General features: G+C 62.4%; 14 protein-coding genes. 4 read left to right on the top strand and 10 right to left on the bottom strand.

Annotation, left to right across the window (positions count from 1 at the left end; genetic code table 11):
* On the top strand, positions 1 to 630 hold the full coding sequence (locus P7F68_RS11905) for a methyltransferase family protein (RefSeq protein ID WP_277833335.1): 630 nt from the start codon (positions 1 to 3) through the stop codon (positions 628 to 630).
* Positions 631 to 853: 223 nt separating this feature from the next.
* Here P7F68_RS11905 and copK read toward each other — a convergent pair whose 3' ends face one another.
* The 3 genes from copK to P7F68_RS11890 form a co-directional block, all read right to left on the bottom strand.
* Positions 854 to 1,132 carry a periplasmic Cu(I)/Cu(II)-binding protein CopK gene (gene copK / locus P7F68_RS11900; protein WP_168940888.1) on the bottom strand — a complete coding sequence of 93 codons (279 nt, stop codon included), beginning with the start codon at positions 1,130 to 1,132 and terminating at the stop codon, positions 854 to 856.
* Between the two features lie 112 nt (positions 1,133 to 1,244).
* Positions 1,245 to 1,640 carry a CzcE family metal-binding protein gene (locus P7F68_RS11895; protein WP_043742024.1) on the bottom strand — a complete coding sequence of 132 codons (396 nt, stop codon included), beginning with the start codon at positions 1,638 to 1,640 and terminating at the stop codon, positions 1,245 to 1,247.
* A gap of 452 nt (positions 1,641 to 2,092) precedes the next feature.
* The gene (locus P7F68_RS11890) at positions 2,093 to 2,728 is read right to left on the bottom strand and encodes a cation efflux transmembrane domain-containing protein (protein WP_002930995.1); all 636 of its coding nucleotides are present in this window, start codon (positions 2,726 to 2,728) and stop codon (positions 2,093 to 2,095) included.
* Between the two features lie 103 nt (positions 2,729 to 2,831).
* Between P7F68_RS11890 and cadR the strand changes: the two genes are divergently transcribed.
* Positions 2,832 to 3,266 carry a Cd(II)/Pb(II)-responsive transcriptional regulator gene (gene cadR / locus P7F68_RS11885; RefSeq protein ID WP_002930997.1) on the top strand — a complete coding sequence of 145 codons (435 nt, stop codon included), beginning with the start codon at positions 2,832 to 2,834 and terminating at the stop codon, positions 3,264 to 3,266.
* 94 nt (positions 3,267 to 3,360) lie between these two features.
* Here the strand turns inward: cadR and P7F68_RS11880 are convergent, their stop codons facing one another.
* Positions 3,361 to 3,783: a hypothetical protein gene (locus P7F68_RS11880; protein ID WP_021249911.1), complete on the bottom strand. Its 423-nt coding sequence runs from the start codon at positions 3,781 to 3,783 to the stop codon at positions 3,361 to 3,363.
* Between the two features lie 73 nt (positions 3,784 to 3,856).
* On the opposite strand from P7F68_RS11880, the gene P7F68_RS11875 reads away from it, so the two are divergent.
* Both P7F68_RS11875 and P7F68_RS11870 read left to right on the top strand, forming a co-directional pair.
* Positions 3,857 to 4,282, top strand: coding sequence for a disulfide bond formation protein B (locus P7F68_RS11875; RefSeq protein WP_225433332.1), 426 nt, complete (start codon positions 3,857 to 3,859; stop codon positions 4,280 to 4,282).
* A complete protein-coding gene (locus tag P7F68_RS11870; protein ID WP_002930999.1) occupies positions 4,279 to 4,935 on the top strand; it encodes a DsbA family protein in 657 nt (218 codons plus the stop codon). Before P7F68_RS11875 ends, P7F68_RS11870 begins: the two co-directional genes overlap by 4 nt.
* Positions 4,936 to 5,064: 129 nt before the next feature.
* Here P7F68_RS11870 and P7F68_RS11865 read toward each other — a convergent pair whose 3' ends face one another.
* From P7F68_RS11865 to P7F68_RS11840, 6 genes are all read right to left on the bottom strand, one after another.
* Positions 5,065 to 5,418, bottom strand: a complete 354-nt coding sequence (locus tag P7F68_RS11865) for a hypothetical protein (protein WP_002931000.1) — start codon at positions 5,416 to 5,418, stop codon at positions 5,065 to 5,067.
* 64 nt (positions 5,419 to 5,482) lie between these two features.
* Entirely contained in the window at positions 5,483 to 5,869 is a 387-nt protein-coding gene (locus P7F68_RS11860) for a hypothetical protein (protein ID WP_002931002.1), read from the bottom strand.
* Positions 5,870 to 5,910: 41 nt separating this feature from the next.
* The gene (locus P7F68_RS11855; protein WP_187719101.1) at positions 5,911 to 9,030 is read right to left on the bottom strand and encodes an efflux RND transporter permease subunit; all 3,120 of its coding nucleotides are present in this window, start codon (positions 9,028 to 9,030) and stop codon (positions 5,911 to 5,913) included.
* A gap of 15 nt (positions 9,031 to 9,045) precedes the next feature.
* Entirely contained in the window at positions 9,046 to 10,158 is a 1,113-nt protein-coding gene (locus P7F68_RS11850; protein ID WP_002931006.1) for an efflux RND transporter periplasmic adaptor subunit, read from the bottom strand.
* Positions 10,155 to 10,718 (bottom strand): hypothetical protein, encoded by a 564-nt coding sequence (locus P7F68_RS11845; protein WP_002931009.1) that lies wholly within the window; start codon positions 10,716 to 10,718, stop codon positions 10,155 to 10,157. Before P7F68_RS11845 ends, P7F68_RS11850 begins: the two co-directional genes overlap by 4 nt.
* Before the next feature lie 17 nt (positions 10,719 to 10,735).
* Positions 10,736 to 12,004, bottom strand: a complete 1,269-nt coding sequence (locus P7F68_RS11840) for a TolC family protein (protein WP_187719102.1) — start codon at positions 12,002 to 12,004, stop codon at positions 10,736 to 10,738.
* Positions 12,005 to 12,089: the final 85 nt, after the last annotated feature.

The following is a 12,089-nucleotide window of genomic DNA, read 5'->3' as shown; positions in this document are numbered from 1 at the left end:
ATGAATGAGACGTCGAGTTACGGCTTGTGGTCACTGGTTATCATCAACTCGCTGTTCTTCATCGCCTTCGCATTCAGCTTCACGCGTCCCCGCACAAGCCAGGACTGGCGATCCTTGGGCGCTTACTCGGCCTTCATCCTCGCGCTCTTCACCGAGATGTACGGCTTTCCGTTGACGATCTACCTGCTCTCGGGGTGGCTGTCTTCGAAATTTCCGGGAATCGATTTTTTTGCCCACGACTCGGGGCACCTCTTGGAGGTGATGTTCGGATGGAGCAGTAACCCGCACTTCGGCCCGTTTCACCTCTTGAGCACGGTGTTCATCGTCGGTGGCTTCTGGCTCTTGGCAAAGGCCTGGCCCGTACTCCTCGAGGCTCAGCGCACCCGCCGCGTCGCCGACAGTGGCCCGTACGCACGCATTCGACACCCGCAATACGTCGCTTTCGTTCTGGTCATGTTCGGCTTTTTGCTGCAATGGCCGACCTTGATCACGCTGATCATGTTCCCGGTTCTGTTGATCGTGTACGCCAGGCTCGCCCGCCGGGAAGAACTCGATGCGATCGAGGCATTCGGTGATGCCTATCGCTCATACCGCGACCGCACGCCGGCGTTCATTCCTCGCCTGCGGTAGTTCGACGGATCGTTTGGTCCAGAGCGCCGCTTGCGAAGTAGAGGGAGATGCCGACGCGCAGATTCCTCATTGCCTGCAAGCAAGGCGCCTTTGAGTTTGGGGCACCATGCATGCGCGCGGGGCAGAGTGAGTTTGATCAATCAAACCCGCCGATCCTGAAAAAGGTCGACAGAAAAGCCCCCGGGATCGACACCGGGGGCAAGTTCATCCTGAAACGTGCGAATCAGTTACGGGTGTCGTGGCGAAGGATGCTGTCGAGACGCATGACCTCGTCGCCGTGCATCATGATCTTCTGTCCATCCTTGGTCTCCATCACTTCGCCGTGTTTCATCCTCACCGCACGGCCCATCTTGTCCTCCATGCCCATTTTCCCATCCTTGAAGATGTAGACCGTCGAGCCATCCTTCAAGGGGATGGACTTTTCGACCCGCTCGACATCGACCGCGAAGGCCGATGTGGTGGCAATCCCAAGTGCCGCGACCATCAGTGCTTTCTTCAACATGCTCGTCTCCTTGAATCAACTACAAATAATTGCTGAACATTGCATCAGGCCTCTTCCATAGAAGATTGCCCGATGCCTTACCCGCCTTGGTTCCTGGGGAAGCTTGGTGCTATCAGGAGCCGCTGCGGTAAAGGGGGCTTTCTTCGAGATAGACAGTCACCTTGTCGCCCCCTTGGACCACCTTCGAAAGCGGAAAGCTGTTTGTGCCGAGGGTGTCGAAGGTCCAGTTGATCGTCTTGTCACCGACCTTCAGGGCAACCGTCTCGAGCCGCGTGACGTTGATGTAGCGCGTGTCCGCATTGACGATCACGGTGCGGGAGGGCGTGGCGTTGCTCGCGTAGCCATATGTGGCCAGCTCTCGCTCAGTCGGGCTCGAAGCGCGTGCCTGGACATGCTCGAGCCAGTGCAGCGCACCGCCCTCGGAATAGTCTTCGTGTGCGAACGCAGCGGAAGATCCAAGGGTGCTGATGGCCGAGACGGCGAGAACGGCGATGATCGACTTTTTCATGATGGGCTCCTTGTCCAGATTGGCTGCTCATGCTTGAGCAACCATGGACTCGATCATAGGAGCCAGCGACTGACAGGGCAGTGACCCTGCAATTACGTTTAAGTCATAAGAATGAAAGGGTACGGTCAGGGTTGGCGGGCCGGGTTTCGTCAGTCCAAGGCCTTGACCGAACGGCAGACGCGTGAACGAAGCACCAATTTCACGTCCCCCAACATGTCATGCGAGGTGACGGCTTCACTCGGTTACTTGCCGTTCGCACCACGAAGAGCCCGACGGCTGGATTGGGTCGGGTCGAGACAGCCGCAGTCGGCTTGCCGCGCTCCCGCGCAGGTGTGAACTGGAAGTCTCAGTCCGGCCATCAGCTGCCCGTCCTCCTCTCCACAATGCAGCCATCCTGATGGCCGCTGGGCCTCGAAAGCTGTCATTGCCTCAAGCACGTCGCTCCGCTGTCCTCATCCCTTCTGATGGACTTGTCGTGCGTCGCCGATGTCGCGCCGGGCGTGAGCGACGATGACAAGCCCCGACCACAGCGCGAGCCCGGACATCACCAGTGCAACGACAAGGTCCGGCAACGCGCTTCCGGTACCGAAGACGCCTGCCGCCGCCAGGATCACCGCGAGATTGCCGATCGCATCGTTGCGGCTGCACAGCCATACCGAACGCATGTTCGCGTCGCCCGCGCGAAAGCGATACAACATCATCGCCACCCCTGCGTTGGCGAGCAGTGCGAGGATGCCGACCACGCCCATCGTGATCGGCTCAGGCGTCACGCCGTGCTGGAAGGCCCACAGGGCGCGTGCCATTACAACGGCGCCGAAAAGCACCATCGCCACGCCCTTGAGCAAGGCCGCGCGTGCCCGCCATATCAATCCCCAAGACAGCACCGTCAGCGACAGCGCATAGTTGGCGGCATCTCCTGCGAAATCGAGGGCGTCGGCCCACAGGGCGACCGAACCGACTGCAAGGCCGGCGAAGAATTCGACCAGGAACATCACCGCATTCACGATCAATGCAATCCACAGTGCCAGGCGCAAGCGCGGGCTCGCTGCGCTGGCATCGCAGGTGGAGTGGGAACAACAGCCGGCCATGGTTTTCTCCTTAACGTGGGCGAGGGGTGCATCACACACCCTGTAGCCACTACAGGGTCAAGCGGTTAAGCTGTTGGGCGGTCGCAATGAGGAGATGCAGGCGATGAAGATCGGTGAATTGGCCAAGGCCGCGCACGTCGAGGCCGAAACCATCCGCTACTACGAACGGATCGGTCTGCTCCCGGCGCCTTCCCGCAGCCCCAATGGATATCGGGCCTACGCGGGTGGGCACCTTGAGCGCCTCGCGTTCATCCGCCACTGCCGGGCACTGGACATTGCCTTGGCCGACGTCGCGCAGCTGCTGCGCTTCGTGGACGACCCCACAACCGACTGTGCTGAGGTCGACGCGTTGATCGACACCCAACTCACCCGTGTCCGCGCGCGTCTCGACACCCTGCAAATGCTCGAGCGCCAACTCGTCGCCCTGCGCAGCCAGTGCTGTGCACCCGATCGTGCGGCGCAATGCGGCATCCTGCATGAGCTCGAGGCGCCGACGCGGGGGGATGTCTGTGTGTGCCACGATGAGCATGCGCAATGATCTGCGGTTCGGTGGCGGAGTGACCACAATGTGGGGTGCCAGCGCTCCGGTACGTTCATGGTCGCGATATGAGCCGTCAGCCAACGGGCTGGGGTTAAAATCGTCGCCCATGCACCGTTGGCTTGCCATTTTCTTCCTGCTGCTCGTTCCGCTTCAGTTCGCGTCGGCGGGCCTGGAGGCGTACTGCTTGGAATCGGCCGGTTTCGCGACCAGCCACGGCGACCACCATCCACATACCTGTCAGGTGGATGAAGGCGATGAAGGGATGAAAGGGCAACTTCACGCCGACTGCGGTTTCTGCCAGATCCTTGCGAGCGCTGCACTGCTCGATGCGGGTCGTCTGCCATTGACAGGACTGGGCCATGTCCTCGTCGACGCCGGGCGGGACTTCAACGCGTCTGCGCTGGTCACCGAGCCTGAACGCCCCAAGTGGCGCCTCGCTGCCTGAGCGGCAGCCCACCCCTGTCTTCCCCTCTTCTTCGAGTGCGCGCCGCACGGTAGCGGCGGTGTGCTCCATTGCGGACGTCCGGGCACTGCCTATGGCGTCCGCCCCTCCCGAAGCCTGGGAACCAACCCTCGAGATCGACTCGATGCACGACAAACGAACCCAATGGTGGTGGCTGATGGCCGCCTGGGCCGTGGCTCTGGTATCCACGCTGGGCGCGCTCTTCATCGGTGAAGTGATGGGCATGACGCCCTGCGTGCTGTGCTGGTACCAGCGGATCGCCATGTTCCCGCTCGCCCTCATTCTGGGCATGGCCGTGTTCGCCGAGGACCGGCGCGGTGCGGTGTATGCGCTCCCATTCGCGCTCGCTGGTCTCGCGCTGGCCGCCTATCACAGCGCACTGATCGCCGGCTGGGTGCCACAGTGGTGGGTGCCGTGCGGCACTGGCCCCTCGTGCAGCCAGCAAGCCCTGGTCATCCTTGGCGACATCCAGATTCCCTGGCTATCGCTGGCGGCCTTCCTCGCCATCGCCGCCGCCTTGACGATTTATCTGATAAGGACCCGTAAATGAACACACGAAAACTCCTGGCACTCGCCGTGTTGCTGATCCTCGGCCTGGCCTTTTACTTCGGCATGGATGCCTATCGCGACCGCACACAGGCCGAACAGGACACGCGCATCGCTGTGGAAGGAAGCCGCCTCGTGCGGATGCATACCCCGATCATCGGGCCGCAGAACGCGCCGGTCACCATCGTCGAGTTCTTCGATCCCGCCTGCGAGACCTGCCGCGCCTTCTATCCGATCGTCAAGCAGATCATGGCCCAGCATCCGGACAAGGTTCGGCTTGCGCTGCGCTATGCACCCTTCCATCACGGCTCGGACCAGGTGGTGAAACTGATCGAGGCTGCGCGCAAGCAGGGACTCTATACCCCGGTGCTCGAGGCGCTGCTGGCCGCACAGCCCGAGTGGGCCGACCACGCGGCGCCCAACATCGGCATCGCCTTCGAAGCAGCCGCTCGGGCCGGCCTGGACATGGAACGCGCCCGGCAGGACATGGAAACGCCCGAGATCCAGGCCGTGCTCGCGCAGGACATCGAGGATCTGACCGCGTTGCAGGTCAGCAAGACGCCGACCTTCTTTGTCAACGGACGCAGTCTGCCCAGCTTCGGTCCGGAACAACTCACACGCCTCGTGGCCGAGGAAGTGGGGAAATTACAGCGGTGATCGAAGCGTTCGGGCTCGCTGGCCTGCTTTCCGTGATAGCAGCGGCCGCAAACCGGGGGCGAGCTTTACAGGCACGACTCCGGTTTGCCCGAGAACAAAACGCAGATGAGCTCGACCGATCCGAGCAAATCAGGAACTACGTTTCGGGATCGCTGCCGTGCAGTCCCTGAAGTTCACGTAAACCTTGTCCCCCACCTGCAACTTCGGCTCAGCTGGCAGCCTCGCAGTCCGCGCATACGGATGGCCGTTGCGTTTGAACGCGATTGTCACGTAGGTGACGTTACTTGCCTCTCCGACTGTCTCATCTCTGCAGTCATAGAACGATGGCCGTTGAAGCTCTTTGCCCAAGCCGATCTCGACGACAGTACCTTTGCGCCAGCCATCGCCCTGCGCGTACTTATCTTCATACACGACGGCGGCCGCACATCCGGTCAAGCCACCAGCGACGACCAAGGCCAGTCCTGGCCCAATCAATGCTTTCATCTTGCTACCGCCGAGCGCCTGAGGTGACCGCCTGCGCGCCGTTGCCGCAGGCGGTCGGGCGGAGTCACTTCAGTGTGAAGCGTGCCGTGGTGGAAGGCTTGCCCGGAAGGGTGACAACCGCGACCAGCTTGGTGCCGGCGCCGACCTTGAAGCTACCCTTGGCTTCGAGTCGATCACCTGCAGGCCTGAGTTCGACATCTTGCTTGTTTGCGCCAGACAGCAGCGTGAGCTTGGCACTGCCGTTTGCCACATCAACAGGCTTGCCGTGATCGCGAAGATGCAACTGGATCACCTCGGGCTTGGCAACGAGTTCGAGATCGAGATCCTTGACCTCGACCACCACGCCTCCATGCATCGATTCATGCTCGTGAGCATGGTCATGCTTGTCGGCTGCAAAGGTGGGGCCCACAGACACGAGAGCAGCGAGGGCGACGACTTTTGAGAACTTCATGGTTTTTCCTTTCTGGTTTGCATGAGGCGGGTTAAGCAGCGTCAGAATGCTTCGGCATTTCGATCGTCGAGCAGACTCTCTGCATCGCGGCGGCCGAAGAGCCAGAACATTGCAGGGGTAAGGAAGGTATCCAGCAGGGTCGAACTGATGAGGCCCGAGAAGATCACCACGGCCACCGGATGCAGGATCTCGGTACCCGGGCGCTCGGCCTCGAACAGCAGCGGTGCAAGCGCAAACGCGGTTACCAGTGCGGTCATCAGCACCGGCGACAGGCGCTCGATCGAGCCCCGCAGGATCATCGTGTGGTCGAAGCTCTCGCCCTCGATACGCATCAGGTTGAGGTAATGGCTCACCTTGAGGATGCCGTTTCGCACCGAAATACCTGCAAGCGTGATGAAGCCGACGAGTGCCGCCACCGACAACGGCTGACCGGAGATCCACAGTCCAATCACCGCCCCGACCAGTGCGAGCGGAATGTTCGCCATGATGAGCGCCGAGAGTCGAACCGACTTGTAGCGGCTGTAAAGCACGACGAACATCAGCACGAGTGAGATGATCGAAAGCAACCCGACTAAACGGGATGCCTCTTCCTGAGCTTGGAACTGCCCGCCGAGGGTGATGAAGTAGCCCTCGGGCAACTTAAGGTCGGCCACGACGGCACGGATGTCCTCGACGACCTCCGATAGCGGACGCTGTTGCGCATTGGCCGAAAGCACGATGCGGCGCTTACCGTCGTCCCGGCTCACTTGGTTCGGACCGTCACCATCCTCGATCGACGCCAGCTTCGACAAGGGCACATGTCCGGTCGGCGTTTCGATCAGGATCTGAGCCAGCCCGTCGACCGAGCGCGCCGTTTCCGGTAGGCGAACGACCAATGGGAACCGTCGACCACCCTCGACGATCTGGGTGACCTTCTCGCCCTCGACGAGGTTTTGCAGCGCGGCCAGAATCTGCGGTGCCGGCACCCCGTAACGGGCAGCGGCCGCATAGTCGATCCGCACCTTGATCTGCGGCGCGAGCACTTGCTTCTCGATCTCCAGGTCGGCGAGCCCCGGAATGGCGGCAAGCCGCGTTCGCAATAGGTCAGCCTGACCGCGCAGGGTGTCGAGATCCTCGCCGAAGATTTTGATCGCGATCTGCGAGCGCACGCCCGACAGCATGTGGTCGATGCGATGTGAGATCGGTTGCCCGATCGCGATCGCAGCTGGCAGATTGACCAGTCGCGACCGGATGTCTGCGGTGATCTCACCCATTGAGCGGCTCAGCTCACCGGCGGGTTTCAGCCCCACATCGAGCTCGCTGACGTGGACACCTTCCGCATGCTCGTCAAGCTCGGCCCGCCCGCTTCGGCGCCCGACGTGCGTCACTTCGGGAACCTGTTTCACGAGCACTTCCGCTTGCTGCGCGAGCGCGGTCGACTCCGCCAGGGTAACGCCCGGGTTGAGCCGCATGCCGATCAGCAAGGTGCCTTCGTTGAACGGCGGCAGAAAGGTCGTGGGGAAGAACGGTACCGCAGCGGCAGCAATTGCCACCGCAACCGCACCCGCTGTGACGGCCGCCCTGGGGTGCTCGAGCACCCCCTGCAACGCCCCGCGATAACGTGCCTTGAGCCAGGCGAGCAAGCGCGTGTCACCGTGATCGAGGGACTTCATCCGGGGAAGCAGGTAAAAGGACAGCACCGGCGTCACGGTCACCGAGACGACCAACGAGGCGAGCGTGGAGACGATGAACGCCACGCCGAGCGGCACGAACAGCCGCCCCTCCATGCCAGGCAGCGCGAACAGCGGCAAGAACACCAGCACGATGATGATCGTCGCGTAAAGGATGGCCGAGCGCACTTCCATCGTTGCGCGCGCCACGAGTTCGATCGGGTGAAGCCGATGGTCGTGATGCTTTGCGCGGTCCTCCTTCAATCGGCGCAGCACGTTCTCTACGCCCACAACCGCATCGTCGACCAAGCCGCCAATCGCAATCGCGAGACCACCAAGGGTCATCGTGTTGATCGACTGCCCGAAATACTTGAAGACCAACGCCGTCATGAAGATGGACACCGGAATCGCGGTGAGCGCGATGATCGTCGGGCGCAGGGTGCCGAGAAAAAAGAAGAGGATTGCCGCAACGAACACCGATGCGCCAATCAGCTTACCCTTGAGCGTGCTGATCGATGCCTCGATGAAAGTCGCCTGCCGGAAGGTCACCTCCGGCGCATCCATCCCGGCCGGGAGCGATATCTTCATCTCTTCGAGCGCGGTTTCGATCGAGCGAGTCAGGTGAATGGTGTCCGCCGTAGGCTGCTTCTGAATGCCGAGAATGACGGCCGGTTTGCCCTCGAAGCCCGCATCCCCCCGTTTGGGCGCCGCTGCGAAGGTCACGGATGCGATCTGACGCAGCAGGATCGGCTGGCCATCTCGCGCAGTGATCGCGAGGTTCTTCAGATCCTCCAGGCTCGAGGTCCGACCGAGATGGCGGATGAGATACTCGCGCCCGTTCAGTTCGAGAAAGCCCCCCGAGGTGTTCGACGAGAAGCCTCGAATCGCCCCTTCCAACTGCTCCAACGAAACACCGAGCTCAGCCATACGGCGGGTGTCGGGCTGAACCTGGAACTGCCGCACCTCCCCGCCAATCGGGATGACTTGCGCGATGCCGGGGATCGCCATCAGGCGCGGACGAAGAACCCAGTCCGCATACTCTCGGACCTGCATCGGCGAGATCTTCGCCGTGTCGATCGGGATCGCGATCTGCATGATCTCGCCCATGACCGAGCTGATCGGCCCCATGCGCGGAATCACGTCTTCAGGCAACCCTTCCTCCATGGCTGAGAGGCGTTCCGACACCATCTGCCGGGCGCGGAAAATCTCGGTACTCCAGTCGAAGGTCACGTAGATGAAGGACAGCCCCGAGCTCGAGGTAGAGCGCACTGACTCCACGCCGGGCAAACCATTCATGGTGGTCTCGAGCGGAAAGGTGATGAGTTGCTCGACCTCCTCCGCCGCCATGCCGCCGGCTTCGGTCATGATCGTGACCGTCGGCTTGTTGAGATCCGGAAATACGTCCACGGGTGTTCGCGAAAGCGTGAACGCCCCATAGGCCATCAGTACCAGGCTGGCGATAATCACCAGCAGCCGGTTACCAAGGCTGTTGTCGAGTAGCCACTTGAACATCGGATAGACTCCCCGTCAGCGGATCTGGTTGATCAGCGTGGCGGCACGGGAGGCGACCCGCTCGCCGGCTTCGAGGCCGGACGTCACCCCAATATTCACACCGTCCAGCGGCGCGATCGTGACGGTCCGGGACTCGAAACGTTCGGGCGCCGTCTTTACCCAGACGATGGTTTGGTTTGCCGAATTCTTCAGCACCGATGCTGCGGGAACGCTTACACCCTGCTGCGTGCTGCGCGACTGGACGAAGACCTCGACCGGCTGCCCCACGGCAAGAAAGGCCAGCGCTTCACCTTCGGCTGCAAAGGTGAGTGGCAAGGCCTGCTCGCGCAGGCTGCGGGCGGCGCCGATGAAGGTGAGCGGGATCCGCTGGTCGCCGACCGCAAGACTTGCAGAGGCGACATCCGCCGCCATTTCTGGATCATAGGAGAGCGCCTCGACGCGCAGCCGCTTCGGGTCGACGATCTCGAACACGAGCTCGCGCGCATCGACCACCTGGCCTGACACGGCGTTAGTCGATGCGATCACACCGCTCACGGGTGCGGTCAGGACATCACGGGCATTGAGGCCACCACCGATCGCTTTCGATCTAGCCTTCAGGCTGGCAAGCTCGCTTTCGGCCGCTTCGATCTCCTTGCGCGGTACCGTGTCGGCGAGTTCCTTCAGACGCGCGAGGCGCTTTTCCACAAGGGCCCTGGCCGCGTGCAGCTCGGCCAATTGCGCCATCTGGTTAGACCGCTCGATCTGGTCCGTCGAAGGACTGACGTAAGCCAGCACGACCCCCTTCTTCACGGCCTGACCGACGCTTGGCAACCCCTGCGGGCCCGCCTCCAGGCGCCCAGCCACCATGGCCTGCACCTTTCCGCCGGCATTCGGGTCCATGACCACCTTGCCGGCCAGCGCGGTGGTACGCGGCAATTCGCCGGCTTCCGTAACCAACGTGCGAACACCGATCTGGCGTTGTGCCGGCTTGGGCAGAAAGACACTGCCATCGGCTTGCCGTTGTGGCCCATTGCCTCCTGCCACAACTGGACCTTCATCGCCATGATCATGGCCTTCGCCAGCAAAGGCATTCCACGAGGCACTGGCCGATACCAGCGCCAGCGCAGCAAACAGTACGCTCAGCTTCATGCGGCACCTCCAGTCGAGCGATTACGCGAATTCCCCTTGCGAAGCACAATCCAGCCGATGAGGCCTAGCACAAGCCCCCCCGCGCCTGCCCCAATTGCGTAGGGTTTAATGTCCAATTCGGCAACCTCTTCGTGCGCCTCGGCGGCGGTCTCATGCAAGTCGAGCTCACCAGCGAGCAAATCGGCGTCCTGGCCGGCAATCACCGTTGCCGTGACAGAGACGACACCCGGCTTGAGCGTCTCCTCGAGCGTGGCCCCGAACTCACCGTCGGCATGGGGCGTGAGCGCAACGGCCTTCCCATCGAGTTCCAGATCGACCTTTGCGTCCTTGACCGGACTGTTGTCAGCGAAGTGGTCAAGATAGACGGTGACGTTCTTGCCATTCACTACGCCGACCAGCTCGAAGAGTTCCGAGACGGCGGTAAATCGCGGCAATGCCGGGCCCGCTGTGGTCGCGGGCGCTTCTCCATGGTCGTGTCCGTCACCGGCCAGCGTTTGCGGGGCAAGCCCGGCAAGCACTGCAGCGAGGCTCCATGCCGCGAGGGTATGAGTGGATTTCATTTTGGGGATCCTGTTATTCATTCGGGAAGCAGGCCCAACGCTTGGCGCTGGGCCGAGATGGCGGCTGCCAGATCAATACGCGCGCGAGCGAGCTCGCGTTCGGCTTCGGCCGCCTCGAATTCGATGCGCAGACGGGTCGGCAGATCGGCCTCACCGAGGCGGAACGCCTTCTCGAAGAAGCCGCGTGAAGCCTGTGCGAGGTCGGAGCGCCGTTCAGCAGCGGCGACCTGCTGCCGTCTCGATTCGACGCGCTGGTGCGCCATCTCTGTTTCGGCCAGCAGACGTTCGAGTTCGATCTGCAGTTGCGCCTCGGCCTCGATGGCCTCTGCATTGGCGCTTGCAACGCGGGACCGGCTGCGCGAACCGGAACCAAGCGGAATGCGCAAGCCCAACGTGACCGTCTGTTCCCAGGATTCACCCGATGCGCCGCGTTCGCGGGTGGTCGTGACACTCAACTCCGGATTCGCGCGGCCCTGAACGCTGGCAAGGGTCATCGTGCGCCGCGCAACGTCGACCCGATCACGCAGCTCGGCCACTGCAGGGTGCGCCGTCTCAAGAATCTGTGTCGGTGTCGCAGCGGAAGGGACGGGCTCCGGCGCAGACACCCCGCCGGATGAGCGTTCTGGCCCGATTCCAGTGAGCGTGCGCAACTGCTGTGCAGCATCTGCAAGGGCGCTTTCTGCCTCGGCGACGGCGGCTTCAGCTGTAGCTTGGACACCGTCGGCCTGATGCTGATCTGCGCGCGCCAGATCACCCGCCTTGATGCGCTTGGCCACGTCGGCGGCCAGTTCGCGGGCGTTCGCGAGACCCGCCCTCGCCAGCGTCACATCTACACGCGCGCGTTGCCAATCCCAATATGCTGTGCGTACCGCTGCAGCGGTGCGCAACTGCGCGCCGCGAGCCCGGCTCGCCGTGGCAGCTATTTCGGCAGTGGCGAGGGCTGCAGTGCTCGAACGTTCGCCCGACAGCCAGATCGGAACCGCGATACCGACCTCGTACTCACGGCTCCCGCGATTGCTGTCCAACTGATCGGTCTTACCGGCTACCTCAAGGGCGGGCGGTTCGACAAACCAACTGTTGGCACTGTCGCGGCGCGCCTGCGCCGCTTCCTGTTGAGTCGTGAGCGACAGCGCTTCAGGCTGGCGTGCCCATGCTGCCTCGAAAGCGTGCTTGAGGGATAGGGCGGCACTTGGGGCCGGGGGGGTCAGCTGCTGCGCCCAGACACCGTTGACGGCAAGGCCGAGCATTAGCGCAGGCAGCCATTTGAGATGAAGTTGCTGAAACATCCAATTCTCCGTTGATGGAAAGACACGGGGAATCGGCAGAGGGCGATCGGACCGATCGCAATGGACGCGTGACGCTACCGCTCAA

It is taken from the genome of Thauera mechernichensis (genome assembly GCF_029588855.1).
GTDB lineage: Bacteria > Pseudomonadota > Gammaproteobacteria > Burkholderiales > Rhodocyclaceae > Thauera > Thauera mechernichensis.
The sequence above is the reverse complement of the archived record's forward strand: the minus strand, read 5'-3'. Positions and strand labels throughout refer to the sequence as shown.

Bases quoted from the DNA above. Each gene is read 5' to 3' on its own strand.
- P7F68_RS11880 (WP_021249911.1), bottom strand. From the start codon at position 3,783: ATGGAGCACACCGCCGCTACCGTGCGGCGCGCACTCGAAGAAGAGGGG.
- P7F68_RS11890 (WP_002930995.1), bottom strand. From the start codon at position 2,728: ATGGCCGGCTGTTGTTCCCACTCCACCTGCGATGCCAGCGCAGCGAGC.
- copK (WP_168940888.1), bottom strand. From the start codon at position 1,132: ATGTTGAAGAAAGCACTGATGGTCGCGGCACTTGGGATTGCCACCACA.
- P7F68_RS11870 (WP_002930999.1), top strand. From the start codon at position 4,279: ATGAACACACGAAAACTCCTGGCACTCGCCGTGTTGCTGATCCTCGGC.
- P7F68_RS11845 (WP_002931009.1), bottom strand. From the start codon at position 10,718: ATGAAATCCACTCATACCCTCGCGGCATGGAGCCTCGCTGCAGTGCTT.
- P7F68_RS11840 (WP_187719102.1), bottom strand. From the start codon at position 12,004: ATGTTTCAGCAACTTCATCTCAAATGGCTGCCTGCGCTAATGCTCGGC.
- P7F68_RS11855 (WP_187719101.1), bottom strand. From the start codon at position 9,030: ATGTTCAAGTGGCTACTCGACAACAGCCTTGGTAACCGGCTGCTGGTG.
- P7F68_RS11905 (WP_277833335.1), top strand. From the start codon at position 1: ATGAATGAGACGTCGAGTTACGGCTTGTGGTCACTGGTTATCATCAAC.
- P7F68_RS11895 (WP_043742024.1), bottom strand. From the start codon at position 1,640: ATGAAAAAGTCGATCATCGCCGTTCTCGCCGTCTCGGCCATCAGCACC.
- P7F68_RS11865 (WP_002931000.1), bottom strand. From the start codon at position 5,418: ATGAAAGCATTGATTGGGCCAGGACTGGCCTTGGTCGTCGCTGGTGGC.
- cadR (WP_002930997.1), top strand. From the start codon at position 2,832: ATGAAGATCGGTGAATTGGCCAAGGCCGCGCACGTCGAGGCCGAAACC.
- P7F68_RS11860 (WP_002931002.1), bottom strand. From the start codon at position 5,869: ATGAAGTTCTCAAAAGTCGTCGCCCTCGCTGCTCTCGTGTCTGTGGGC.
- P7F68_RS11850 (WP_002931006.1), bottom strand. From the start codon at position 10,158: ATGAAGCTGAGCGTACTGTTTGCTGCGCTGGCGCTGGTATCGGCCAGT.
- P7F68_RS11875 (WP_225433332.1), top strand. From the start codon at position 3,857: ATGCACGACAAACGAACCCAATGGTGGTGGCTGATGGCCGCCTGGGCC.